Below are 25,513 nucleotides of genomic sequence, written 5' to 3'. Positions count from 1 at the left end.
ACGTCCCAGGGCCCAGCCGGGTCGGCCGCTTCGACGTCATCGCGGGGCGGCGGTGGTGAGGTGGTGGGACCAGGGTGGATTGGCGCCTGCCACTGAGCACGTCAGGGCCGCCACCCGGGTGGCGAAGCCGGCCGCCGCCACCGCCGTCGCGAGGTCCAGATCGTCGAGGCGCCCGCCCAGGTGGCCCTGGGCGTCCAGGGCGTGCAGCAGGCCGGCGGTGAAGGCGTCGCCGGCGCCGACCGTGTCCACCACGTCCACCTCCGGCGCCCGCACGCCGGCCCGCTCGCCGTCCACGGACACCAGCGCGCCCGCCGCGCCCCTGGTGACGACGATCAGGCGGGCGCCGGCGGCGTGCCAGGTGTCGCAGGCGCGCTCCATCGACGTGCCGGGCAGCAGGAAGTCCAGGTCGTCGTCGCTGAGCTTGAGGATGTCGGTCCACCCGCACCAGCGGGTGACCTGATAGTCGTCTCTGGTGGCGAAGCTGGGACGCGCGTTCGGGTCGATCGAGATCGTCGCATGCTCGGCGGCGGAGCTCGCGAACTCCTCGACCGCGTCCCGTCCCGGCTTCCCGACCAGCGCCATCGAGCCCGTGTGCAGGCACCTGAAGGGGCCCGCGCGGCGCGCGTCCAGGTCGTGCGGCCGCCACTGCCAGTCCGCCGCGCCGTCGGTGTAGAACGTGAAGGCCGCCCGCCCGTGCGGGTCGAGGGCGGCGACGGAGAGCGTGCTCGGCTCCTCGGCTTCGACGCACGCCGACAGGTCCACGCCGGAGGCGGTGAAGCGGTCGCGGAACATCTCGCCGAACACGTCACGCGAGAGGCGGCCCAGGAAGCGGGTCGGAGTGCCGAGCCTGGCCAGCGCCACCGCCGTGTTCGCCGGCCCTCCACCCGGGAGCACCCGCAGCGCCAGCCCTTCCGCCTCCTCGCCCGGGAGCACCTCACCACCGGCCGGCCGGCCGCTCTCCCTTGACGGCCCACCACCGGCCGGCCGGCCGGCCCAGCCCGACCGCCCGCCCGACCGCCCGCCGGGTCGCGAGGCGCCGCCGGCCGGGGCGGGCGGGTCTCCGGCGGGTCGTGAAGGGTCGGCGGTCAAGGTAGGGGCGGGCCCGCCGGGCGCGGCCGGGTGGCGCGTGGCGAAGCTGTCGGCGACACACTCGCCCAGGACGGCGATCATCGGACCTGCCTCTCTGGCATGTTGCCGATTCGTTACGGCAGCAGGGCATTGACGTTTCCAGGATCGGAGTCCATCATCGCAGCACGGAAGATGTCAACGTTGACATATGTCAACGATGACATCGGATCCCCCCTGATAGGACAGCGCCATGAATGCAAAGCTATCGGCCGGCCTCCTCGTCACCGCGCTTCTCGTCACCGGCTGCGGCGGCAGCGGCGGGGGAAGCGACTCCGCCGCCCCCAAGGTAGGACTGATCACCAAGACCGAGACCAACCCGTTCTTCGTCAAGATGAAGGAGGGCGCGCAGAAGGCGGCCCAGGCCGGCGGCATGGAGCTCATGAGCGCGGCGGGGAAGTTCGACGGCGACAACGCCGCCCAGATCACCGCCATCGAGAACATGGTCGCCGCCGGCGTGAAGGGCATCCTCATCACCCCGAGCGACACCAAGGCCATCGTTCCGGCGATCAAGAAGGCGCGCGACGCGGGCGTGCTCGTCATCGCCCTCGACACCCCCACGGAGCCGCAGGAGGCCACCGACGCGCTGTTCGCCACCGACAACCTCAAGGCGGGCGAGCTGATCGGCCAGTACGCCAAGGCCGCGATGGCCGGCGAACCCGCCAAGATCGCCACTCTTGACCTCGCCCCCGGCATCACGGTCGGCAAGCTGCGGCACGACGGCTTCCTGAAGGGGTTCGGCATCCAGGAGGGCGACCCGTCGGTCGTCTGCTCCCAGGACACCAGGGGCGACCAGGCCAAGGGCCAGACCGCGATGGAGAACTGCCTGCAGAAGGCCCCCGACATCAACCTCGTCTACACCATCAACGAGCCCGCCGCGCTGGGCGCGTACACGGCGTTGAAGGCCAAGGGCCGCGAGAAGGAGGTGCTGATCGTCTCGGTGGACGGCGGCTGCACCGGCGTCAAGGCCGTGCAGTCCGGGCAGATCGCCGCGACCAGCCAGCAGTACCCGCTCAAGATGGCCGAGGACGGCGTCAAGGCGGTGGCCTCGTACGCGAAGGGCGGGCAGAAGCCCTCCGGCTACACCGACACCGGCGTCACCCTGATCACCGACAAGGCGGCCGACGGCGTCGAGGCCGAGGACACCGCCTTCGGCCTGGCGAACTGCTGGGGCTGATCGTGGCCGTGATGGAAGCGTCGCTGCCGCGCCGCCTGATCAGCACCCCCGTCGCGGGCCCGCTCGCCGCGCTCCTGCTGGCCTGCCTGTACTTCGGCCTGAACACCGACCAGTTCTTCTCCGGGACGAACTTCTCGCTGATCATCCAGCAGGTCATGGTGGTCGGCACGCTGGCCATCGGGCAGACCCTGATCATCCTCACCGCGGGCATCGACCTGGCCAACGGCGCGATCATGGCGTTCGGCGGCATCGTGATGACGAAGCTGGCGGTGGACAGCGGCCTGCCCGCGCTGCTCGCGGTCGCCGCCGGGCTCGTGGTCTGCGCCGGGTTCGGGCTGGTCAACGGGCTGCTGGTGACGCGGATCTCGCTGCCGCCGTTCATCGTGACGCTCGGCATGCTGAACGTGGCGTTCGCGCTCACCCACATCTACTCCGGCGAGCAGACCGTCACGGACCTGCCGCCGCTGCTGACGTTCCTCGGGCAGACGTTCCAGGTCGGCCAGACGAACGTGACCTACGGCTCGCTGCTGACGATCCTGCTGTTCCTGCTGTTCGCGTACCTGCTGGGCTCGACCGCGTGGGGCCGGCACGTGTACGCGCTGGGCAACAACCCCGAGGTGGCCCGGCTGACCGGCATCAGGACGCGGCGGCTGACCGTGGGCGTCTACACGCTGGCCGGTTTCGTGTACGGCATCGCGGCCCTGCTGCTCGTCTCGCGTACCGGCGTGGGCGACCCGCAGGCCGGCCAGACCGACAACCTCGACAGCATCACGGCGGTCGTGCTCGGCGGCACCAGCCTGTTCGGCGGCCGGGGCATGGTGCTGGGCACCCTGGTCGGGGCCCTCATCGTCGGGGTGTTCAGGAACGGCCTGCAGCTGATGGGCGTACCGTCGATCTATCAGACGCTCATCACGGGCATCCTGGTGATCCTCGCCGTCGCCGTCGACCAGCTCTCCCGCAGGAGGACCCGATGACCACACCCGTGCTCCAGGCGCGCGGCCTGGTCAAGAAGTACGGCCACCTGACCGCGCTCGACGGCGCCGACTTCGACCTGATGCCCGGCGAGGTGCTCGCGGTCATCGGCGACAACGGCGCCGGCAAGACGAGCCTGATCAAGGCGCTGACGGGCGCGCTGCAGCCGGATTCCGGCGAGATCCGGCTCGACGGGAAGCCGGTGCGCTTCCGCGACCCGCTCGACGCCCGCAGGCACGGCATCGAGACCGTCTACCAGGACCTCGCGGTCGCGGCCTCCCTGGACATCGCGACGAACATGTTCCTGGGCAGGGAACTGCGGAAACCGGGCATCCTCGGCCGCGTCTTCCGGATGCTCGACAAGAAGCGTATGCGCGAGGAGTCGGCCAGGCACATGGCCGAGCTCAAGATCGGGCTGCGCTCGCTCACCCAGCCGGTCGAGTCGCTGTCGGGCGGGCAGCGGCAGGGCGTGGCCGTGGCGAGGGCGGTGGCCTGGGCCACGAACGTCGTGGTGATGGACGAGCCCACGGCGGCGCTCGGGGTCAAGGAGTCCGGCCAGGTGCTCGACCTGATCAGGCAGGTACGAGACCGCGGCACGCCGGTGGTGCTGATCAGCCACAACATGCCGCACGTGTTCGAGATCGCCGACCGCGTCCACATCCAGCGCCTGGGCCGCAGGGTCGCCGAGATCGTTCCGGGCGACCACAGCATGGCCGAGGTGGTCGCCATCATGACGGGCGCCATCCAGATGTCGGAGGGCAGGTCCGTGGTGACCGACAAGGACGCGGCGGAGGCGATCGGGCTGTCGTGATGCGTCCCCGTACTCCGCCTGCCGCTGAGACGGGCCACTAGCATGGGCGGGATGCGGCGTCCGACGATGACAGATGTGGCGCGCGAGGTCGGCGTCACCGCCAAGACCGTCTCGCGGGTGCTCAACGACGACGGCCCGGTCGCCGTCGAGACGCGTGAGCGCGTCATGGCGGCCGTCAGGAAGCTGGGCTACCAGCCCAACCTGATGGCCCGCAACATGCGGGTGGGCGCGCGTGACGCCGCGATCGGCCTGGTCATTCCCGAGATGGGCAACCCCTTCTTCGGCACGGTCGCGGGCGGCGTCGAGAGCGCCGTCCGGGCCCGCGGGCTGACGCTCATCGTCGGCTCGTCGAGCGAGACGGCCGCCCTGGAGCAGTCGCTGATCGCGACGTTCCTGGCCCGCAGGGTGAGTGCCCTCATGATCGTCCCCTCGGCCACCAGCGAGCACCGCCGGCTGCGCGGCGAGCGGCTGGCCGGGCTGCCCATCGTCTTCCTCGACCGCCCGGCGGTGGGCCTGACCGCCGACAGCGTGGTCAGCGCCAACCGGGAGGGCTCGCGGGCCGGCGTCGCCCATCTGATCGCGTACGGCCACCGCCGCATCGGCTTCGTGGGCGACCTGCCCGCCTCCCTCTACACCCGCCGCGAACGTTTCCAGGGCTACCGCGACGCGCTCGAGCGGGCGGGGCTGCCGTTCGACCGCTCCCTGGTGGAGACCGGGCACGACCAGGATGCCGCGGCCCAGGCCACCCTGCGGTTGCTGACGCTGGGCGACCCGCCGACGGCGTTGTTCGCGGCCAACAACCTCGCCTCGATGGGCGCGGTGGTGGCGCTGGCCCGGGCGCGGCGCACCGACGTCGCGCTCGTCGGGTTCGACGACCTGCCGCTGGCCGAGGTCCTCGACCCGCCGCTGACGGTGGTGGCCCAGGATCCGGCCGGGATGGGGGCCGCGGCGGCGGAGCTGGTGTTGTCGCGCCTGGACGGCGACCGCTCCAAGGCCCGCAGGCAGGTGGTGCCCACCCGCCTGATCGTCCGGGGCTCCGGCGAGCTCGCTCCAGCCCCTTGACCGGTCGGCCCCTGGTTGACCGGCCGGTCCCGGGAGGGCGCGGGGACGTCCGGAGGGGCGAGCCGCTCCTCCCCCGCGCGGGCAGGAGCGGCTCGCCGGTCTCAGCGCCTGACCGTGAACCGCCCCGACAGCGGCCCGAGCTCGACGGTGTACGTGCCGTGCTCGCCGCGCCGCACGTCGAACGAGACCCGTTCGCTCCGGTCGGGCCGCAGCGAGACGGTCCGCCGCTGGTCCTCCTGGCCGTTCACGTGCAGCACGGCCGCGTACTCGCCGGCCCGCTCGCCCACGTTCTTCACCCGGGCCCGCACCCGTACGCGCCCGGACCGGGAGTTCTCCGGGGTGATCTCCAGGTCGCTCAGCGCGAACAGCGGCTCGGGGCCGGGGGCCAGGTCGTGCACGAACACGTCGGAGCGGTGGTTGGTGTCGCCCTCGACGAGGTTGGCCGCGGAGCTCTCGAAGGTCACGAACCTGCCGTCGTCGCTGATCGACGGCAGGTCGGACCCGCCGTCGCCCTCGGCTCCCCTGGGCGCCACGGAGACCTTCCTGCTGGTGCCCGCCTCGACGTCACGCACGAACACGTCGTTCGACCTGTTCGTGTCACCTTCGACGATGTCGTCGGCGAGGCTGTAGAAGGCGACCAGGCGCCCGTCGGCGCTCAGTGACGGCGCGAACGACATGTTGGAGGCCTCGCCCCCGTCCTTGTTGGCCGACACCAGCCGGGACGTGCCGGTCGCCAGGTCCTGGACGTAGATCTGGCCGAGTCCGACACCGTTGGTGAAGGCCAGCGCGTTGCCGCCGGCGCTGAGCACCGGGGACCTGGTGTCGGTCTCCGGGTGCGGGGCCACGACCAGCTTGAGCGCGCCGGTCACGCGGTCGAGGACGAAGGCGTCCGTCCTGCCGTTGCCATCGCCCGGCACGAGGCCGTCCGCGTCGCTCTGGAACGCCACGAACCGGCCGTCGGCGCTGATGGACGGCTCGCGGGACTGGTCGGCCGCCTGTGAGCCGTCCTGGGCGACGGAGATCCGCTCGGTGGTGCCCGCCTGCAGGTCGCGCAGGAACACGTCGGCGCGGCCGTTGGTGTCGCCGGGCACGAGGTTGGTCGCGTCGCTGACGAAGACCGCGAGCCGGCCGTCCGCCGAGAACGCGGGCGCGCCGGAGATCCCGTCACCCTGGACGCCGTCGGACGACACGGAGATCCGCTCCGTCGTCCCCTCCTGCCGGTCGTGCACGAAGGTGTCGGTCTGGCCGTTCGTGTCGCCGGGCACCAGGTTGGCCGCCCCGCTGTTGAAGCCGACGTACCTCCCGTCGCGGTTGACCGTCGGCGAGAGCGAGAACGAGTCGCCCAGGCCGCCGCCGGTCGGCACCGAGACCCGCTCGGTCGTCCGGGTCCGCAGGTCGGTGGCGAAGATGTCCAGCTCGCCGTTGGTGTCCTCGTCGGTGACGAGGTTGGAGGCGAAGCTGGCGAACACCACGACGGTCCCGTCGCCGCTCACCTCCGGCCACCACGCCTCGTGGTTGCCCTGGCGGCCGTCGGGGCCGAGCGACACGCGCTCTGTGCCGGGCCGCCGCGGGAGGGTCAGGTCGGCGGTGTTCCTGCCCCTGCCGACGCTCGCCTCCACGGGCTCCGACCGCGAGATGCCGGCGGCGTTCGCCGAGACGCGGTAGCCGTCGCCGAAGGGGACGTCCTTGAGGGTGTAGCGGCCGTTCCTGTCGGTCGTCGCCGACAGGTCGTCGGGCACGCCGAGCACCGTCACCGTGGCGCCGGGCACCGTCGAGCCGGTCGGCCCGTACACCACCCGGCCGGAGAGCGTCCCCCAGCGCGTCCGCTCCAGCTCGAAACGCTCGCCGGTGAGCCGGCCGGCCGGGACGCGTACGGTCTCGGTGCTGGTCTCGTAGCCGAACCTGGACAGCGTCAGCTCGTGCCTGCCCTCGGGCAGCCGCAGCTCGAAGCTCCCGTCCTCGCCGGTCTGGACGTTGCGTCCGTCCGCCCTGGCCACCTTCACCCCGGCCAGCGGCGCGCGGGTGCGCTCGTCGGTGACGACGCCGCGCACGCCGCTTTCGAGCGCGGCCTCCGCCACGGCGGCGTAGGCGTCGATCCGGCCGGCGCCGACGCGGGGGTTCGGGCGCGGGCCGTAACGGTCGTCGGAGACGGACGTGCCGGTCAGGATCTCCAGCGCGGCGTCCGCGGTCAGGCTGGGACGCGCCTCCATCATCAGGGCGACGGTGCCGGACACGTGCGGGGTGGCCATCGAGGTGCCGTTGAGCGCCCTGTATTCTCCGCCGGGCATGGACGACAGCACGTCGACGCCCGGCGCGGACAGGTCGGGCACGACGTACGAGTCCGGCCACTCCGGAGGCGCGGCGAACCAGTCGGTCTTCCTGACCACGCCGCCGCAGGAGAAGTCGGGCACGTCGTCGTTGACGTCGGTCGCGCCCACGGCCACGGACTCGTAGACGTTGCCCGGGCTGCTCGACTGGCCCGGCGAGCAGTCGTTGCCGATGGCGAATGAGGGGAACGCGCCGGCGTAGGCGATGTTCCTGGCCGGCTGGATCATCTCGTCGGCATAGCCCTGGCCGCCCAGCGACATGCTGACGATGTCGGCCGGCTCGCCTGCCTTGGCGCCGTCGGCCGTGAACGGCGCGACCGCCCACTGCATGCCGGCGATCACCTGCGCGAAGGTGCCCTGGCCGCCGGGGATGACCAGGGCGCCCATCAGCGTGACGCCGGGCGCGACGCCGATCCGGGTGCCCGAGGCGTTCCCGCCCGCGATCGTGCCCGCCACGTGCGTGCCGTGGAAGCTGCTGTCGTGCGGCTGCGAGGCCACCGGCGTGCCGTCGGGGCCGAACTCGATCCAGCCGCCCGGGTGCTTCGGGTCCGAGGGGTCGGTGGTGGCGAGCTTGCCCTGGAGGTCGGGGTGGGTGATGTCGATGCCGGTGTCGAGCACGGCGACGCGCACGCCCTTGCCGGAGAGCCCGCGCTCGTCGCTCGCCCGGTCGGCGCCGATCTTGGCGATGCCCCATGTGGTGGCGCCGGCCGCCTTGGGGGTGGCGCCCTGCTCGGGCTCGGGTGCGGACAGCGTGAAGTTGGGGATGATGCGCTCGACCGTCTCGAGCTCCGCCAGGGCGTTCAGGGTGCCTTGCGTGGCCCGTACGAGGACCATGTTCTTCAGCCAGAAGGTGTTGACGACCTGGTCGCCGCGTGAGGTGACCAGCCGGACCACGGGATCCTGGGTGGCCTCGGCGCTCCTCGCCAGCGTGTCCCGCGCCTGGGCGCGGGACGCCGGCGCCGCCGCGGGGGTGTGCGGGGCACGCAGGACGACGGCCGCTTCGACGCGGGCACCGTCGCTCTTCAGCTGCGCGGTCAGCTTCTGGTCGATCTTCGGCACGGCCTCCGGCTCCGCGGTACGGATCTCCGCCGCGGCCGGGCCCGCCGCCAGGGTGCCGAGCAGGACGGCCGGTAACAAGGCGGTGAGCAGGCGTCGTCTGGCGGATCGGCGGGGGGATGGCGGCATGACGCTCCTTCGGTGCTGTGGCCACGGGGGCCGATGGTGCACCTGGAACGCTGACATGTAGCGATATTTCCTGACAAGATCGATTTGCGGCGAGTTTCCGTCATATGACGTAATTCCGACAGTCAACCGGAGGAGGAGCGGCGTGCTCGAGGCCATCGGACTCAGCCCTCAGGACGAGGAGGTGTACGACGCCCTGGTCCGCCGGACGCAGGCGACGGTGACCGAGATCGTCGGAGACTGCCATCTGCCCGCCACGGCCGCGCGGCGCGTTCTGCAGTCGCTGGTGGGGCTCGGGCTCGCCACCCGCTCGGACGGCCGGCCCACCCGCTACGTCGCGGTCTCGCCCGACAGCAGCCTGGAGGCCATCCTGCGCGAGCGCGAACGCGAGCTGGACGGCGTGCGCGCGCACATCAGGTCGCTGGTGGACGTCTACCGTGCCGGTACCCGCTTCGCCCACCCCGGCGAGCTGATCGAGGTGATCTCGGGTCGCGACGAGGTCAACCACCGGTGGGTGCAGATGCAGCAGGACACGCGGGCGCAGGTGCGCGGGTTCGACCGGCCGCCGTACGCCGCTCGGCAGCAGCACAGGGAGTCGAACCCGATCGAGCTCAACCTGCTGCGACGTGGCGTGAAGTATCGCGTCATCTACGACACCAGCGTGCTGGATCTCCCCGGCTGGCTGGAGGACGTGACGGCCGGAATGCGGCACGGGGAACAGGCCAGGATCGCCGCCGGCCTGCCGATGAAGCTGGCCATCTCCGACGACCGGCTCGCCATCATCCCGCTGCTGCGGGCCGGCGACGACGCGGTCACGGCGTCGTACCTGATCCACCCGTCACCGTTGCTGGACGCTCTGGGGGCGTTGTTCGAGGCGCTGTGGGAGCGCAGCGTGCCCGTCCGGATGACGGCGGGGGACGGGGAGCTGTCCGGCGACGAGGAACGGCTGCTCACGCTCCTGGCGTCGGGCGCGACGGACCGCGCGGCCAGCCGGGCGCTGGGATGGAGCGAGCGCACGGTGCAGCGGCACATCACGAAGCTGATGCGGCGGCTGGGCGCGCGAACCCGCTTCCAGGTGGCGATGGAGGCGACCCGGCGCGGCTGGATCTGAGCCCCCGCGTACGGTGCCATGCGATCTCGCCCACCGGCTCGACCGACCGCACCCGGAGTGCCGCACCCGCGAGCGCCGGAAAGTGTCGATTGCACGCTAAGAACTGTGCATCACGAGCCGATGACCTCGACCGCCGCACCTGCGTAGCCTCCTACGGACACGGAGAGAGCGAGGAGCACCTGATGGTTCACGTAAGGCTCGCGGCCGCCCTTGCGGCAGGTATCGTGGCGCTGCCGCTGATCGCTCTGCCTGCGCAGGCGGAAGCGTCGCTCAAGTGGTGGTGCACCACGAACGTCGTGGGAACCTTGTGTGGCACGCGCGACGGCGACCGGCTGAAGGCCAAATACTATCCGCCGTCCGGACAGGACGGTGCGGGAATCTTCGGCATCCGCACGGGAAAGTCGAATTACACGTACAAATACTCCAAGCCGAGGTATGTCAAGGTGGGAGAGCTCACCAAATTCACGTGGCCACATAAGTGCAATACGTACTTCAAAGTCTACTGGCATTCCAACAAGGGCACCGATCCCGAGGATCTTTCGACGGCGCAGTTCAAATGCTCGAAGTTCTAGCGAACCTCGTCCCGCTTTTCTCGAAGATGCGCCGGCGAAGCCGGCAACCGGGTGCCGGAAGCGCTATGCCCGGGCACCCACCTGGATGGGAGGGCGGGCTCCCCGCGACAGCCGGGAGCGCGTCAATGGCCGCGAGGTCCGGCGCGAAGATGTTCCGCCGCTGACGGCGGCACCTGAAGAGAGGTCAGGCGCGCCGGCGCGGGTCAGTGACCGAGAACCACACGATCTTGCCGCCGTCGGCCGCCCGCACCCCCCAGTCGTCGGCGATCGCCGCGACGATCCGCAGGCCCCGGCCTGACGGCGCGTCGGGCCCCGGCGAGCGCGGGCGCGGCACGCCGTCGCCGGGGTCGAACACCTCACCGTAGACGCGGCCGCCGCGGTCCTCCAGCCGGAGCGCGTACGCCGACCCGCCGTACAGGACGGCGTTGGTGACGAGTTCGCTGACGATGACGAGGCAGTCGTCGATCAGGTCGTCGTGGCCCCATGCGGCCAGGTCCGCGCGGACCAGGGCGCGCGCCTCTCCGACGCCGGCCGCCACCGAGGGCAGCAGGTGCTCCGCCGTCCGGATCGGCATCGCGGGCGGGGACCCGTGGCGGAGGGGCATGCGCATCACATCTCTCGGTTTTGGGAGCGCTCCCACACTACGGTAAGCTGTTTCCGCACGGATGGGAATCCGTGACGGCACACATTGTTGCGAATCCGTGTCCGGCCCGGACCTCGCTGGTGCGAGGACGGTCATTCGGCGGGCAGCGTACGGTAGCCGTTCCAGACGAACCGGGCCGTGGTCACCGCGTCGTCGCCGTCTCCCGTGATGAGCTGGTGGATCGCGATCCCGTCCAGTTCCCGATATTCGCACCACTCGTGGTCGGACGTGAGCACCAGGTCCAGCCCCAGGTCGACCAGCAGGTCGAACACCTGTCCCCGGTTGGTCCTGTCGACCCCCACGAACACCTCGTCGAGCAGGATGAAGCGCGGGCACCCCGGATCGGTCTGGTAGTGCGCGGCCACGGCGGCGAACAGCGGCAGGTGCAGGGCGATGGCCTTCTCCCCGCCGGACAGCGCCCCGTGCAGTTTCCTGGTCAGATCCTGCCAGCCCTGCCCGTCGCCCCGCTCGAGCCTGACCACGAAACGGTGCCAGGAGGTGTAGTCGAGCACCTTCATGAGCTGGTCCTCCCAGCTCGCCGACGAGTTGTCGGCCCGCGCCTCCTCCACGCGGTCCCTGAAGAAGACGTAGAGGGCCTCCTTGTCGGCCTCGCTCAACCCGGCGGGATCGCGCAGCAGCAGGTCGCGGGCGGCGCGGGTGCCGGGTGACTGGGCGGGATCGACCTGCCACACCAGCCGCACGGCCACCCGCGAGGCGGTGCGGACCCGTTCGAGTCGCTGGTTCATGCCCTCGACCAGCGCACCCGCCTGCCTGATGCGGTCGGCCAGGTGCCGGCGCGTGTCGCCGGCCAGCGTCCGGTCGAACAGGTCGCGCTCCGCCTCGGTGATGTCGGAGCGCCGCCCGTCGCGCTCCTTGCGCAGGGCCGCGCTGAGAGCCGCGGCACCCGCCCGCACCCCGCCGACGGTCGCGGTCAGCATCTGCACGTCGTCGTCGGGCGCCAGCTCCAGGCCGGCCCGGCCGGCGAGGACCTCCCTGGCGTGGTGGAAGGCGTCCTGCAGCCGTGTCTCGGCCTCCCTGACGTGCTTCTGCTCGTACGGCACGGCCGCCAGCTGCTCGGCGACGGCCCTGGCCGACTCCAGCACCGCCCTGGCCCCGGCGCCCGCGGGCGGCTCGGCCGTCACTCGCGCGTCCGCCGGCAGGTGCCCGGCCGCCAGCCGCCGGAACCGTTCGCACGCCTCGTCGCGCGTCCGCCCCGCCTCGGCGTGCTTCTCCTCCGCCGTGCCGAGCTCTCCCCTGAGCCGGCCGAGCCTGGCGTTGAGCCTGGCCAGGCTCTCGTTGACCGACTTGATGAGCCGGCGGCAGGCCTGGTAGGCGGCCTGGGTCTCCTGGAGTTGGTCGAGCATCTGATGGTGCTCGGCGCCGACGGCGGACTCGACGGCGGTCAGCTTCTCCGCCAGGACGACGGCGGTGGCCGCGGCCTGCTCGGCGCGTTCGACGGCCGCCACGGCCAGGGCCTGGTACTCGCGGGCGGTCTCGCGCGCGTGCCCGGCGCGCTCCCTGGCGGTGCGGGCGGCGGCGCGCCGGTCGTGCCAGACGGTGCCGGTGATCTCCGCGGCGCGCAGGGCCTCCTCCAGGTTGCCGAGCGCGGGCGCGCCCGTGGGCAGCGCGTGGCTCGCGGCCAGCTCGGTGAGCCGCCGCAGCGACGCGGCGACGTCCCGCTCGCGCTCGTGCAGGCGCTGCTCGCAGGCGTGGAGCCGGTCCTCGAGCAACGCGACGCCTCGTACCGCGCCGTCGAGCTCCTGGACCGCCTCGGCGTACGGTGTCCTGTCGGGCCTGCGCCGCAACTCGGCGGCGAGCGTGTCGCGGTCGCCCTCGACTACGGCGAGCAGGTGGTCGCACTCGGCGATCGTGCCCGCGAGCTCGCCGAGCCGGTCGTCCAGCTCGGCGACGCGGCGGCGCCTGGCCCGCTCGCGGGCGGTGGCGCCGATGTAGGAGGGCTCGGGCTTGACCCAGCGGCCCGCCGCGAGGCCGAGCCGCCAGGTGCCGTCGGCGCCGATGACCGCCGGATGGTCGACGCCGATCGCGCTGGGCGCGAACGCGATGCCGGACAGCACGGTGTCGGCGGGCACCGGCGAGTCCGCCTCCGTGAACAGCACGTGGGCGAGGCTGTAGCCGGGCGCGGGCCTGGCCAGCGAGGCCACGGCGAAGGCGTCGTGCTCGCCCGCGTCGAACCCGCCGTCGGGCAGCAGCCACAGGTCGAGCAGCCCGGCCGCTTCGAGCGCGGCCTCCACGCCCGCCTGGGCGACCGGGTCGAGCCCCGACCTGAACGCCACGGCCCGCCACAGCGGCGCGCCGGGGCGGCCCTGCCGGCTCGCGGTACGGGTGGGCGGGGCGGAGGGCGACAGGACGGTCTGGTCGTTGAGGCGCTCGCGCTCCTTGGTCAGATCGGCGCGCTCGGCGACCAGCCGGTCGCGCAGTCCCGTCAGGTGCTGCTCGCGGGCGGCGTGGCGGACGGCCGCCGCGGTGCGGGCGGCGCCGACCAGCTCGTCCGCCTGCTCGAACCGGTCGGCCAGGTCGGCCGCCTCGCCGGGGTCGAGCTTGAGCTGGGTGCAGCCGCCGGCCCACTCGGCCAGGGCCGTGGCCAGGTCACGGGCCCGCTCGTCGCGCAGGCGCTCGGCCTGCTCGTGGGCGGCCCTCGCGGCGGCGAGGTCATCCCTGGCGCCGTCGCGTTCCTGCTCGGCGGTGGAGCGGCGATCGATCGCCTCGTGGTGTTCCGCGGCACCCGCCCTGACCTCCCTGATCTGGGCGGCCCTGCTGGACACGGCGGCGCGCAGCAGCTCCCGCGCCCTGCGCACGTCCTCCTCGCCGTCCGGCCCGCCCGGCGGAGCGCCGGCCGCCTCGCCGTCAGGCCCCTCCTCGAGCTCCGCGCGGGCGTCGTGGGCGGCGGCGCGTGCGCTCTCCTCGTGGACGCCGAGCAGGCCGGCGCGTTCGGCCGCCCTGCGGGCCTCGCCCCTGGCGCGGCCGGCCAGCGCGGCGGCCGTGCGGGCGCCGTCCCGGGCCAGGGCGGCCAGCTCCTCCTTGGCGGAGGAGGCGCGGGCCGCCGCACCGGCCTGGTCACGCAGCCGGGCCGCCGTCTCGTGCGCGGCCTGCGCCTCCGTACGCAGCCGGTGCAGCTCGCCACCGGCCTGGTACGCCTCGCTCTCCTTGAGCCCCTCGATCTGGGCGGCCAGCGCCAGCTCCTGCGACTCCTCCTCCGCCAGCCGCACGGTGGCGGCGTCCAGCTCGCCCTCGGCCTCCTCGAGCGCCTCCCGCTTGGCCCGGACCTCGGCCGCCAGCGCGTCCAGTGTCCGGCCGGCGGACGTCACGGCCGCGGCGGCGGCCCGCAGGACGCGCTGGGCGTACCCGCGCTGCCTGGCGGCCAGCCGGCCGGCCTCCTCCACGTCGCGGTCGAGCAGCCGCAGCTCCTCGCGCTGCCGGTCGAGCCGCTCGAAGCCCTCCGCGATCTCGTGGATCTCGCCCTCGCCGAGCGGCGGCAGCGCGCTGGACAGCAGCTCCGACAGCAGTCCGGGGTCGAGGCGTTCGGACAGCTTGGGGGTGCGGAGCTGGCGCAGCGCGGTGAGCAACGAGTCGTAGCGCTGCTCGTTGAGCCCTCGGTAGAGGGTGCGGCGCACGACGGCGCGGTAGGCGTCGGCGGACTCGTGCACCGTGCCCGAGGCGCCGAGCTCCTCGGCGAGCTGGGCCTTGGTCAGCGGCTGGCCGCTCTCGCCGCTGAGCCGGATGCCGTCGGGGGCGCCGACGCGGGACTCGGTCGTGAAGTAGGCGGCGGTGACGTTCTTGGTGTGGACGGTGGCCTGCAGCCGGGCGCCGCAGGTGAACCAGCGTCCGCCGGAGTGCCGGAACTCGATCCACACGTAGCCGACCCGGGTGGCGCCGGCGGCGCCGTCGCCCATGAGGTTCCAGTGCATGGTGCGTTCTGTGCCGCCGAACGTCGACAGCCTGCTCGGCTTGAGGCTGGCGTCGAGCAGGTACGGCAGCAGCAGCTCGAGGACCTTGGACTTGCCGCTGCCGTTGGGCCCGCGCAGCAGCAGCCGCCCCCGGTGGAACTCGAAGACCTCGTCGTGGTAGCGCCACACGTTGAGGATCCCCGCGCGTACGGGAACCCAGCGGTCCTCCCCGGCCTGCGCGGTGCGCGAGGGCGTGAGCTCGGTGACTGTCATGCATCCTCCTGGACGGCCGTGCCGCGGTCGACCCGGTAGCGGGCCGCGGCGGGCAGCGCGGCCACCCGGTCACCCGTGCGGCGGGCCAGCCCGAACATCGTGAGCACCTCAAGGGCGTCGGCGGCCAGCCGCACCCCGCCGCCGTCGGACTGGTACGCCTTCGCCCACTGCGGGAAGCGGCGCAGCAGCCCGCCCGCCTCGGCGTGGAGCCGCCGGGCGGTGATGGGCCCGGCCGAGACGAGCAGGTCGAGCAGCAGCAGGGCGGCCACCTTGGCGTGGCTGCCGTCGTCGGGGAACCGGGTGTCGGTGGCGGTGCCGTCGGGGTCGATGAGCAGGAAGCCCTCGGCGCGCTCTTCGAGCACGAAGCCGGCCTCCTCGGCGGCGCGGCGCAGGATCCGGCGGCCGGTGAGCGAGGCGGCGTAGCCGGACTCGGCGGAGGTCAGGTCGGCGCGGTAGACGACGGGCTCGTCGAGCAGCCGGCGGATGAGCGAGTGGCGGGCCCTGAGGGTGCGCTGGGTCTCGGTCGGCTCGTCGGCGCCGTAGCGGGACTCGGCGACGAGCGCCGCAGTGAGCTCGGCGAGCGTGCCGGGGCGCGTCTCCCCGGCAGCGATCCTCGACGGCGGCACAGGCGCGGCGAGCAACCTGATCACGCGGGTGGTGTCGACCCGGTAGAGCACCTTGGCGTCCTCGTCGTCCAGGTAGGAGTCGGTCGCGCCGTCCATGACGGCGATCGCGCCGAGGTGTTCGAGCAGCTTGAGGGCGTCGACGAGGGCGGCCCGCTCGGCCGCCTTGACCGGGTCGAACACGGGCACGTCCACCTCGACGGCGGCCGCCTGCACGACCCGCTGGGCGAGCATGCCGATCGTGGTGACCGGCGAGGTGAGCAGCTCGGCCGCGCACAGGCAGAACAGGGTGTAGCGGCGGCGGTCGAAGGGCGCCCTGGTGGCGCGGCGGCGGCGGGCGGGCCGGGTGGCGCTCGGCTCGGTCCTGACCTTGACCAGGCGGGCGTAGCCCTGGCGCGGCTCCACGACCAGCCGCCAGCCGCAGAAGTAGTCGAACCACTGGATGAGCGGCTGGCGGCGTTTCCTGATCAGGTCGAAGGCGGCGGGGTCGCTCTGCCGGGACACCAGCGGCCGGCCGAGGAGGGTCCTGATCGCCCGCGCGATCTCCTCCTTCTCGGCCCTGACGAGCTGGTTGGCGAGGGTGCTCATGCGCCCACCCGGTGCTCACCGGCGGGCGCGGCGGCGCGGGTGTCGCCGGGCGCGCGTACGTCGATGAGGTAGTCGGGACCGCGGAACCACCCTTCGGAGGTGCGCAGCACCGCGACGGCTCCGTCGCCGGGCGTCCTGAGCACGATCTCGACGCGCCCGTCGGAGGTGACGGCCCGCCGGAGGCCGGTCGCGTCGGGGCGTTCGGCGAGGGCCCGGCCGAGCAGGTCGAGCAGCCGCCCGAACGCCTCGTGGTCCAGCTCCCCCAGCTGCGACAGCCGCATCGAGCCTGTGGTGGCCAGCGCCGCCCATGCGGCCTCCAGCTCGGCGCGCTCCTTCTCGGCCCGCGACCGGCGCCCGGCCCGCAGCTCGGCCACGTCGCGGACCCTGCCCGTGCGGCCCATCCGCTCGGTGCGGCCGCGCGAGCGCAGCAGCGCCGACACCTCCACGGGCTCGGCCTCCGCCCAGGGGACCCCCGAGGGGATCAGCTCGGCGTCGGGGTGCCCGAGGTGCGCGTGCCGGGCGGAGCCGAGCCCGAACGCCGCGTCCCACAGCCGGTGCGCGTCGTGCTCGGCGGGCGCGGTGGCGAACCAGCGGGCCAGCGTGCGGAAGTCGGCGGCGGCGCTGGAGGAGCGGCGGCGGGAGTCGGTGATCCGGTCGAGCACCTGCAACAGCGCCACGATCGCCTGCCTGGCCACGTCGTGCAGCTGCCGCACCCGCGGCACGACCCGCTCCCCGGCCCCGCAGTCGGCGCTGCGGTCGGCCCCGCGGTCGGCGCTGCTGTCGGCGGCGCCGTCGTGGTGGGCGAACCACGACCGCAGCCCGTCCCACCTGGCCGCCCGCTCCGCCAGCCACGGGGTGGCGTGGTCGGCGCCGGGCGTCCTCGGCAGGTCGGCGCCGTCGAGCGCCCGTGCGTGCAGCACGCCGACTCCGTGCTCCTCGACCTTCTCCAGGGCGGCGGCGACGGCATCGCCACGCTGCTCCAGGTGGGTGGCGAACTCCTGCAGATAGGTCACCATGGCGGACTTGACCTCGTGGAACGTGGCGAGATCGGCGCCTTCGAGGCGCAGCAGCCGCTGCAGGTCGCCGTTGAACCGCCTGGTGCCGGCGCGCAGCCCGTCGAGATGCCCCTCCAGCTCCCGCAGGCCGGTGAAGATGCGCCGGTTGTGCCCCGGATCGGGGTCGCGCAGCAGGATGTCCAGCTCCCCCAGCCGCTCGGCGATGGCGTCGAGCACCGCGGTCTGCAACGCGCCTGCCGAGCCCAGCGTCGCCATCGCGTGCCGCAGCCCGGCGAGCGCCGCCTCCCCGCGCCTGGTCAGCGCATAGTGCAGGTTCCTGCGCTCGTACTCCTCGGCGGTGGCGAAACCGCCGGCGTGGTTGAAGATCACGTCGAGCAGCCCCCAGCCGGCCAGCTGCTTGAGCGTGCCGGACAGGTCGTGGTCGGCGACCGGGGCGTACCATCCGACCGATCGCAGCCGCTCGTGCACCTCTTCCGAGGTCAGCGCCGTCTCGAGCCGTTCGGCGGCCTCACCGAAGGCGCAGAGGACGGCGGTGTGCAGGTCGGCCCGCTCGGTGGTGGTGAACCGGAACATCTCCGGCGGCACCCGTGGCAACTCCGCCATCGCCCCGCTCCCCTCCCCGCGACACACCCGCACGACTCGAGCCGACAGCAAAGGTAGCGGCAGGACCCGGCGGACCGGCGGCTGTTTGCCCGCACATCACACGGGTACGGCGGGAGCATTGACCGGGGAGTGTGCCGGGGGGTGTCATGGCGGAGTTCGAGGCGACGCGCGGCATGCCGGCCGACAGCATGATCGTGTACGGCGTCGCGTCCGACGTGGAGATCATGGACAGGTGGCTGCCGCAGGGCCTGACGGTGACCGGCAGCGGCCCCGGCACCGTGGAGGCGGGCGGCGACCTGGTGCCCGGCCCAGGCCCGCACGAAGGGTTGTTCCGGGCCTCGGACGAGCAGCTGCGCGTGGAGTGGGGCGGGCGCGACCATCCCGGCTACGCCGGCTGGCTGCAGGTCTCCGACGCGGCGAGCGGCACGAGCGAGGTGACCGTGCACATCTCGCTGCTCGACGAGCCCGGCTCGGGGGCCCATGCCGACGAGGTGCGCGAGCTGCTCGACCGGTCACTCGGCCAGCTGGCCGACGAGGTGCGCCGGCGCGTCGACGACGCCGGCTGAACGCGCTGACGGCTTCTGTCGCCGGCAGGCGTACGGCGTCCCGGTGCTCGGAGGCGCCGCGGCGTTGACGGCGCCGTCCCACCCCCGGGTGTGGGAGTGGTGAGGTTCGGGTCAACCCCGGCCGTGCCTGCGCGGCGGCGGGGGCACGGCGGGAGAGATTGGGCGGACGTAACCGGAATTTCCCGCCCGAGGAGCCCATGGAGCTGCTGCTGGTCCTCCACGCGGTGGCGGCGATCTGCGCCCCCTGGCTGGCCGCCCGCATGGGACGCGCCTCCTTCACCGTGCTGGCCGTGCCGCCGGCCGCCGCCTTCGTCTACACGCTCTGGGTCGCGGTGCGGGGGCTGCCCGCGCGGGAGGCCACCACGTGGTCGCCGGTGATGCAGCTGGAGCTGGACTTCCGCGCCGACCCGCTGGCCGTGGTGATGATGGCGCTGGTGACGGGCGTCGGCGTGCTGGTGCTGGGTTACAGCGCCGCGTACCTGCCGGCGGACGACGACGGGCTCGGCCGCTACGGCGGCGTGATGGTGGCCTTCGCCGGGTCGATGCTGGGGCTGGTGACGGCCGACAACCTGCTCCTGCTGTACGTGTTCTGGGAGCTGACCACCGTCTTCTCGTACCTGCTGATCGGCTACGACCCGGTGAGCCGGGCGAGCAGGCAGGCGGCGATGAAGGCGCTGACGATCACCACGTTCGGCGGGCTGTGCATGCTGGCGGGGTTCGTGCTGATCGGTCAGGCCGCGGGCACGTACCGGGTGTCGTCGATCGCGGCCGATCCCCCGGCGGCCGGGCCGGTCGCGCTGGTGCTGGTGCTGACGGGGGCGCTGGCCAAGTCGGCGATCTTCCCGTTCAGCACGTGGCTGCCCGCCGCGATGGCCGCGCCCACGCCCGTGTCGGCGTACCTGCACGCGGCGGCCATGGTGAAGGCGGGCGTGTACCTGGTGGCCAGGCTCGGCCCGGCGTTCGGCGACGTGGCGCTGTGGCGGGCGGTGGCCGTGCCGCTCGGGCTGGTCACGATGGTGCTCGGTGGCTGGCGGGCGCTGCGCGAGACGGATCTCAAGCGGCTGCTGGCCTACGGCACGGTCAGCCAGCTGGGCTTCCTCGTGGCGCTCTTCGGCGCGGGAACGCGGGCGACCGCGCTGGCCGGGGTCGCCATGCTGGTGGCGCACGCGCTGTTCAAGGCGGCCCTGTTCCTCGTGGTGGGCATCGTCGACCACGCGGCGGGCAGCCGCGAGACGGGCGAGCTCAGCGGGGTGGGCCGGGCGATGCCCTGGGTGTGCGCGGCGGCGGTGCTCGCGGGGGCGTCGATGGCGGGCCTGCCGCCGCTGGCCGGGTTCGCCGCCAAGGAGGCGGCGCTGGAGGCGCTGCTGGACGCGCCGTTCGCGCTGGCGGGCGTGGTGGCCGGGTCGGCGCTGACGGCGGCGTACACGCTGCGCTTCCTGTGGGGGGCGTTCGCCGCCAAGCCGGGCGTGCCGGCGCGGCCGGTGCACCGCGTGCCCGCGGCCATGTTCGTCCCCACCGCGCTGCTGTCGGTGCTGGGGCTGGCGCTGGCGCCGGCGGCCTCCTGGTACGCGAGCGCGATGTCGGCCTACACGGAGGCCTTCCGCGATCCCGGGCACGAGACCCACCTGGTGGTGTGGAGCGGGTTCGGCCTGCCGCTGCTGCTGTCGGCCGCGGCGCTGGCGGCCGGCGTGCTGCTGTTCGCGGCCAGGGAGCCGGTGGCCAGGGCGAGGGCGGTGCTGCCCGCGCTGGACTCCAGCCAGGTCTTCTGGATCATCCTGCGCGGGCTCGACCGCTTCGCCATCCAGCTGACCGGCTTCGTGCAGCGCGGCTCGGTGCCCGACTACCTGATGCTCACCATGCTGGCCACGGTCGGCGTCGGCGTGTTCTCCCTCGCCTACGGAGGCGCGCCGCGCCTGGACGTGCCGGTCGTCGCCTGGCAGCGGACGGAGCAGCCCGTCATCACCGCGCTGGTCGCGGCGACGGCCGTGCTGGCGCTGCTCGCCCGCGCCTCCATCTTCCTGGCCGTCGTCGTCGGCATGCTGGGGTACGGGACCGCGCTGCTGTTCCTCGTGCACGGCTCGCCCGACCTGGCGCTCACCCAGTTCCTGGCCGAGACGCTGCTCCTGGTGGTCTTCGCCCTGGTGCTGCGGCGGCTGCCGATCGACCCGGGCAGGGGGCGGCTGCCGTTCCCGGTCAGGATCGGGCTCGGGCTGGCCGTGGGGGTGGTCCTCTCCGGCGCGGGCATGCTGGCGAGCAGCGCGCGCGACGTCGTGCCGGTCGGCGCGCACATGGCGATGGCGGCCGGCGAGGCGGGCGCGCGCAACGTCGTCACCGCGCTGATCGTCGACATCCGCGCCTGGGACACCCTGGGCGAGAGCACGGTGCTCGTCGTGCTGACCCTGGGCCTGACGAGCCTGGTGTTCCTGCGGCGCAGGTCGTACCGGATCGAGCCGGTGGAGGCGGAGCATCCGCCGGCGGAGCCGCACTGGCTGGCCTCCACGCTTCCGCGCGGGCAGCGGGTGCTGGCGTTCGACGTGGTGGCCAGGCTGACGTTCCACACGGTGCTGCTGCTCTCGGTGTTCCTGCTGTTCGTCGGGCACAGCGGGGTCGGCGGCGGGTTCGCCGGCGGCATCGTGGCCGGGCTGGCGATCGCCGTGCGCTACCTGGCCGGCGGGCGGAACGAGCTGGCCGTGGCGGTGCCGGTGCACGCGGGCGTGCTGATGGGCGCCGGGCTGACGCTGTCGGCGGGCACGGCGCTGATCGGGCTGCTGTTCGGCTCGGCGGCGCTGGACATGCTGGCCACGGACGTGAGCGTGCCGCTCGTCGGGCACGTGCACCTGTCCACCGGGCTGCTGTTCGACCTCGGCATATACCTGTCGGTGATCGGCATGGTGCAGGACGTGCTGCGCGGCCTGGGCGCCGAGCTGGACCGGCAGATCGACGCCGAGGAGGGCGCGTGACCGTCTCCCTGGCGCCGTTCCTGGCCTGCCTCGTGATGATCACGACGGGCGTGACGCTGCTGCTGGAGCGGAGCCTGGTACGCGCGCTCGCCGGCGTCATCGTCCTCGGCAACGGCGTGAACCTGCTGATCGTCACGGCGGGGAGCAGCGCCGGCGGGCCGCCCATCCTGGGGTTCACGCCGCCCGCCAGGATGGCCGATCCGCTGCCGCAGGCGATGGTGCTCACCGCCATCGTGATCACCATGGGCGTGACGGCGTTCCTGCTGGCCATGGTGCACAGGACGTGGCAGCTGACGGGGTCCGACGAGGTGCAGGACGACACCGAGGACCGGCGCGTACGGCTGCGCTCTCGGCGGGGCGAGCTGGGCGACGCGGTGCGCCGCAGGGTGGACGACTACCGCCGGCTGGTCGTGCGCCAGCGGGCCGAGCTGGCGAACCTGCAGGCCGAGCAGGCCGAACGGGAGCGGCTGCAGGAGGCCGACCTGGAGCAGCGCCTGGCCCGGGTGTACGAGGAGCTCGAGGAGTGGATGCGCCTGGGACGGGAGCAGGGACTGTCGGAGGAGGATCTGCACCGGCGCTTCGAGGAGGCCGGGCTGCGGGAGGAGGCGCGGGCGGAGGACAACCTCGCCCGCATCGAGGAGTTGCGTGACGAGCACGTCCGCCGGCGGGCGGCCCAGGCGGCCGAGGTGAAGGAACTGCGCAGGAGGTTGCGGGTGCGGCAGCGCGAGGCGCGCAGGCAGATGCGGGCGGCCATCAGGGAGGAGCGCGAGCGCCAGGCCCTCGCGCAGGACCCCGACCTGGAGGGGGACGACTGATGGACCGCCGCTTCGACGCGGAAGGGGGCTGAGCGTGGTGCCGTCCCTGCCCGTGGAGAGCCTCATCTGCGTGCCGGTGCTGCTGCCGCTGCTGGCCGCCGGGGTGAAACTGGCCATCGGCGGCCGGCTGCGACGGCTGCAGTCGGTCATCAGCCTCGTCACCCTCGGCCTGTCGCTCGCCGTGTCCGTGGTGCTGCTGGTGGCGGCCGAGTCGCGCGGCCCGCTGGTCACCGAGCTGGGCGGGTGGCCGTCGCCGATCGGCATCTGCCTGGTCGCCGACCGGCTCTCGACCCTGGTGCTGGTGATCTCGTCGGCGGTGACGTTCTGCGTGATGGTGTACTCGGTCGCCAACGCCTACGACGAGCAGGAGCACGACGCTCCCATGGCGATCTTCCATCCGGCCTTCCTCGTGATGGTTGCCGGGGTGGCGGACGCGTTCCTGTCCGGCGACCTGTTCAACCTGTTCGTGGCGTTCGAGCTGCTGCTGAGCGGCTCGTACGTGCTGCTCACGTTCGGCGGCACCGAGGCCAGGATCCGGGCCGGCGCGACGTACACGCTGATGGCCCTGGCCTCGTCCATGTTGTTCCTGGTGGCGCTGGCGATCACCTACGGGGCGACGGGGACGCTGGCGCTGGCGCAGCTCGCCGAGCGGTTCCCGCCGCTGCCCGAGCAGGTGAAGCTGCTGGTGGAGCTGACGCTGCTGCTGGCGTTCGCGATCAAGGCGGCGATCTTCCCCATGTCGGCGTGGCTGCCCGACTCCTACCCGACCGCGCCGACTCCGGCCACGGCCGTGTTCGCCGGCCTGCTCACCAAGGTCGGCGTCTACTCGATCATCAGGCTGGAGGCGCTGCTGTTCCCCGGCGGCCCGGTGTCGACGCTGCTGATGTGGCTGGCGCTGGCCACCATGCTGGTGGGCGTGCTGGGCGCGGTCGCGCAGACCGACCTCAAGCGCATGCTCTCGTTCACGCTGGTCAGCCACATCGGCTACATGGTGTTCGGCGTGGGGTTGTCCACGCGGGCCGGGCTGTCCGGCGCGATCTTCTACGTGGTGCACCACATCACCGTGCAGACGAGCCTGTTCCTGGTGACGGGGATGATCGAGCGGCGTTTCGGCACGACGTCGGTGATCAGGCTCGGCGGCCTGATGAAGGCCACGCCGCTGATCGCGGTGCTGTTCTTCGTGCCGGCCATGAACCTGTCGGGCATCCCGCCCATGTCGGGCTTCCTGGGCAAGCTGCTGCTGGTGCAGGCCGGGCTGGCGGCCGGCGGCTGGCAGGCGGGCATGCTGGTGGCCGCGAGCCTCGTCACGAGCCTGCTCACGCTGTACGCCCTCGCCAAGGCCTGGAACAGGGCGTTCTGGAGCGCTTCGCGCGCCGAGCGGGTGGGCACGGTGGTGGAGAGCGAGGAGGACACCGGCGAGGACCCGACGGTGACCACGACGTCGCTGCCGGCGGCCCTGACCGCGTCGGTGACGGCACTGGTGGCGCTCGGCCTGTCGTTCACGGTGCTCGCCGGGCCGCTGTCGGCGCTGGCCGAGCGGGCGGCGAGCGAACTGATGGCGCGCGAGCCGTACATCTCGGCGGTCCTGGGGAGGCAACGGTGAACCTGAACGTGCTGGCGCCGCGGGTGTTCGGCAGGCGGGTGCCGCTGCCGCTGGTCGCCTGGCTGACGCTCGTGTGGACGGCGTTGTGGGGGGACGTCAGCGCCGGCAACCTGCTGGGCGGGCTGGCCGCCGGAGTCGTGGTGACCTGGCTGCTGCCGCTGCCCGCCGTGGACCCCGGCATCAGGGTGAACCCGGCCGGCCTGGTGCGGTTCCTGCTCTGGTTCGCCGCGGAGGGGGTGGTCTCGACCCTGCGGGTCGTGTACTGGGTGGTCCACCCGGGCCCGCCGCCGACGCAGGTCGTCCGCGTGCGGCTGCGCACCTCGTCGGAGTCCATGGTCGTCCTGACCATGGTCGCGATCACCTCCGTGCCCGGCAGCCTGGTGGCGGAGCTCTACCCCGAGGAACACGAGGTGGCGGTGCACGTGCTGGGGCTCCCGGGCGAGGTCACCGAGGCCGTGCGGGCGGACATCACCGCGCTGGAGAGGCGCATCGTGGAGGCCTTCGGCACCCGGGCCGACAGGGAGGAGCTGCGGTGAAGGCGGTGTACCTGGTGGCGATCGGCCTGCTCGGCTGCGGGGCGGCCGCCACGCTCTTCCGGCTGTGGCGCGGGCCCTCGATGCTCGACCGGGCCGTGGCCCTGGACGTGCTGACGGCCATGGCGATGTGCGGCGCGGGGGCGTTCGCGGTGGTCATGGACGACTACTCGGACCTGCCGATCCTGCTGGTGCTGTCGCTGCTGGGGTTCGTCGGCTCGGTGTCGCTGGCCCGCTTCTTCTCGGGGAGGTCGCGGTGAGCGCGCTCGACGTGGCGGCGGCGGCCTTCCTGCTGCTGGGGTCGGTGCTGGCGCTGGCGGCCGGCATCGGCCTCGTACGGTTCCGCACCACGCTGGATCGTATGCACGCCGGCACGAAACCGCAGGTGCTGGGCGTGCTGCTGGTGCTGTTCGCCATGTGGCTGCACCGGCCCACGTGGGCGACCGCCGGCCCGCTGCTGCTGGCCGGGATCTCCCAGGTGATCACCGTGGCGGTGGCGGCCTACATGGTGGCCAGGGCGTCCTATGCCCGGGGGTCGTCGGCGCCGCCCGACGACGGCTCGACGGCGCCGCCCGGCGACTGATCCGACCTGGTCAGCGCCGGCTGGCCGAACCAGGTCCACAACGCCAGCAGGGCCAGCACGCCCGCGGTGGCCCCCGCCAGCACGGCATCGAACAGGTGGTCGATCACGAACATCGTGGCCGTGGTCATGGACACGGCCAGGGCGAGCGCGCCGGCCAGGCCGTAACGGTTGGAACGGCGTACCAGCGTCTCCTTGCGCCCCTGCCGGAACAGCACGCGGTGCTGCGCGGTCGGCGCGATGTACCAGATGGACGCGAGGGCGGCGCTGACCAGCGCCGCGTAGTAGAGCCACTGGTCGGCCCGGTCGATCCGGGTGAACCCGGGTGAGAACGGCACCGTCAGCAGGAACGCGAACAGCACCTGCACCCCGGTCACCGCCACTCGGGCTCCCTGCAGGAGCTCGACGAAGTTCCGATCCGCCCGCTCCCCGTGCGACTCCTCTTTCACCGCACCCTCCCACCCGT

General features: G+C 73.0%; 20 protein-coding genes. 13 read left to right on the top strand and 7 right to left on the bottom strand.

Annotated elements, in window-relative coordinates:
* Positions 1-36: 36 nt before the first annotated feature.
* Entirely contained in the window at positions 37-1,170 is a 1,134-nt protein-coding gene (locus ACZ6SA_RS14060; RefSeq protein WP_465828172.1) for a carbohydrate kinase family protein, read from the bottom strand.
* Positions 1,171-1,318: 148 nt separating this feature from the next.
* Between ACZ6SA_RS14060 and ACZ6SA_RS14055 the strand changes: the two genes are divergently transcribed.
* From ACZ6SA_RS14055 to ACZ6SA_RS14040, 4 genes are read left to right on the top strand one after another with little or no spacing between them, the layout of a single operon-like run.
* Positions 1,319-2,302 (top strand): sugar ABC transporter substrate-binding protein, encoded by a 984-nt coding sequence (locus ACZ6SA_RS14055; protein WP_347647462.1) that lies wholly within the window; start codon positions 1,319-1,321, stop codon positions 2,300-2,302.
* An 11-nt stretch (positions 2,303-2,313) separates the two neighbouring features.
* Entirely contained in the window at positions 2,314-3,276 is a 963-nt protein-coding gene (locus ACZ6SA_RS14050) for an ABC transporter permease (protein ID WP_347647461.1), read from the top strand.
* Positions 3,273-4,085, top strand: coding sequence for an ATP-binding cassette domain-containing protein (locus tag ACZ6SA_RS14045; protein ID WP_465828170.1), 813 nt, complete (start codon positions 3,273-3,275; stop codon positions 4,083-4,085). Before ACZ6SA_RS14050 ends, ACZ6SA_RS14045 begins: the two co-directional genes overlap by 4 nt.
* A 51-nt stretch (positions 4,086-4,136) precedes the next feature.
* A complete protein-coding gene (locus ACZ6SA_RS14040) occupies positions 4,137-5,147 on the top strand; it encodes a LacI family DNA-binding transcriptional regulator (RefSeq protein WP_347647459.1) in 1,011 nt (336 codons plus the stop codon).
* Between the two features lie 101 nt (positions 5,148-5,248).
* On the opposite strand, the gene ACZ6SA_RS14035 is transcribed toward ACZ6SA_RS14040, so the two are convergent.
* Positions 5,249-8,659, bottom strand: coding sequence for a S8 family serine peptidase (locus tag ACZ6SA_RS14035; RefSeq protein WP_465828168.1), 3,411 nt, complete (start codon positions 8,657-8,659; stop codon positions 5,249-5,251).
* A 142-nt stretch (positions 8,660-8,801) separates the two neighbouring features.
* Between ACZ6SA_RS14035 and ACZ6SA_RS14030 the strand changes: the two genes are divergently transcribed.
* On the top strand, positions 8,802-9,767 hold the full coding sequence (locus tag ACZ6SA_RS14030; protein WP_347647457.1) for a helix-turn-helix transcriptional regulator: 966 nt from the start codon (positions 8,802-8,804) through the stop codon (positions 9,765-9,767).
* 182 nt (positions 9,768-9,949) lie between these two features.
* Positions 9,950-10,339 (top strand): hypothetical protein, encoded by a 390-nt coding sequence (locus tag ACZ6SA_RS14025; RefSeq protein ID WP_347647456.1) that lies wholly within the window; start codon positions 9,950-9,952, stop codon positions 10,337-10,339.
* Between the two features lie 184 nt (positions 10,340-10,523).
* Here ACZ6SA_RS14025 and ACZ6SA_RS14020 read toward each other — a convergent pair whose 3' ends face one another.
* The 4 genes from ACZ6SA_RS14020 to ACZ6SA_RS14005 all read right to left on the bottom strand — a co-directional run bounded on the left by ACZ6SA_RS14020 (position 10,524) and on the right by ACZ6SA_RS14005 (position 17,990).
* Positions 10,524-10,943 (bottom strand): ATP-binding protein, encoded by a 420-nt coding sequence (locus tag ACZ6SA_RS14020; protein ID WP_465828166.1) that lies wholly within the window; start codon positions 10,941-10,943, stop codon positions 10,524-10,526.
* Between the two features lie 131 nt (positions 10,944-11,074).
* Positions 11,075-15,160, bottom strand: coding sequence for a TIGR02680 family protein (locus ACZ6SA_RS14015; protein WP_465828164.1), 4,086 nt, complete (start codon positions 15,158-15,160; stop codon positions 11,075-11,077).
* Positions 15,157-16,371 carry a TIGR02678 family protein gene (locus ACZ6SA_RS14010; protein ID WP_347647453.1) on the bottom strand — a complete coding sequence of 405 codons (1,215 nt, stop codon included), beginning with the start codon at positions 16,369-16,371 and terminating at the stop codon, positions 15,157-15,159. Before ACZ6SA_RS14010 ends, ACZ6SA_RS14015 begins: the two co-directional genes overlap by 4 nt.
* Positions 16,368-17,990 (bottom strand): TIGR02677 family protein, encoded by a 1,623-nt coding sequence (locus tag ACZ6SA_RS14005; RefSeq protein ID WP_465828163.1) that lies wholly within the window; start codon positions 17,988-17,990, stop codon positions 16,368-16,370. The genes ACZ6SA_RS14010 and ACZ6SA_RS14005 overlap by 4 nt, the downstream gene beginning before the upstream one ends.
* A gap of 146 nt (positions 17,991-18,136) precedes the next feature.
* Between ACZ6SA_RS14005 and ACZ6SA_RS14000 the strand changes: the two genes are divergently transcribed.
* From ACZ6SA_RS14000 to ACZ6SA_RS13970, 7 genes are all read left to right on the top strand, one after another.
* Complete coding sequence (locus ACZ6SA_RS14000) at positions 18,137-18,556, top strand: SRPBCC family protein (RefSeq protein WP_465828161.1); 420 nt, start codon at positions 18,137-18,139, stop codon at positions 18,554-18,556.
* A 197-nt stretch (positions 18,557-18,753) separates the two neighbouring features.
* Positions 18,754-21,516, top strand: coding sequence for a Na+/H+ antiporter subunit A (locus tag ACZ6SA_RS13995; protein ID WP_443154965.1), 2,763 nt, complete (start codon positions 18,754-18,756; stop codon positions 21,514-21,516).
* Positions 21,513-22,331 carry a Na(+)/H(+) antiporter subunit C gene (locus tag ACZ6SA_RS13990; RefSeq protein ID WP_347647449.1) on the top strand — a complete coding sequence of 273 codons (819 nt, stop codon included), beginning with the start codon at positions 21,513-21,515 and terminating at the stop codon, positions 22,329-22,331. The genes ACZ6SA_RS13995 and ACZ6SA_RS13990 overlap by 4 nt, the downstream gene beginning before the upstream one ends.
* 34 nt (positions 22,332-22,365) lie before the next feature.
* Complete coding sequence (locus ACZ6SA_RS13985) at positions 22,366-23,934, top strand: Na+/H+ antiporter subunit D (RefSeq protein ID WP_465828160.1); 1,569 nt, start codon at positions 22,366-22,368, stop codon at positions 23,932-23,934.
* Positions 23,931-24,470: a Na+/H+ antiporter subunit E gene (locus ACZ6SA_RS13980; RefSeq protein WP_347647447.1), complete on the top strand. Its 540-nt coding sequence runs from the start codon at positions 23,931-23,933 to the stop codon at positions 24,468-24,470. Before ACZ6SA_RS13985 ends, ACZ6SA_RS13980 begins: the two co-directional genes overlap by 4 nt.
* Positions 24,467-24,727 carry an MrpF/PhaF family protein gene (locus ACZ6SA_RS13975; RefSeq protein ID WP_347619116.1) on the top strand — a complete coding sequence of 87 codons (261 nt, stop codon included), beginning with the start codon at positions 24,467-24,469 and terminating at the stop codon, positions 24,725-24,727. The genes ACZ6SA_RS13980 and ACZ6SA_RS13975 overlap by 4 nt, the downstream gene beginning before the upstream one ends.
* Positions 24,724-25,050, top strand: a complete 327-nt coding sequence (locus tag ACZ6SA_RS13970; RefSeq protein ID WP_347647446.1) for a cation:proton antiporter — start codon at positions 24,724-24,726, stop codon at positions 25,048-25,050. The genes ACZ6SA_RS13975 and ACZ6SA_RS13970 overlap by 4 nt, the downstream gene beginning before the upstream one ends.
* Here ACZ6SA_RS13970 and ACZ6SA_RS13965 read toward each other — a convergent pair.
* Positions 24,990-25,496, bottom strand: coding sequence for a DUF6328 family protein (locus ACZ6SA_RS13965; RefSeq protein WP_347647445.1), 507 nt, complete (start codon positions 25,494-25,496; stop codon positions 24,990-24,992). The two genes, ACZ6SA_RS13970 and ACZ6SA_RS13965, sit on opposite strands and share 61 nt — an antisense overlap.
* Positions 25,497-25,513 lie beyond the last annotated feature (17 nt).

It is taken from the genome of Nonomuraea sp. NPDC049378 (genome assembly GCF_055586745.1).
This window is presented reverse-complemented; position numbering and strand designations above follow the sequence as displayed.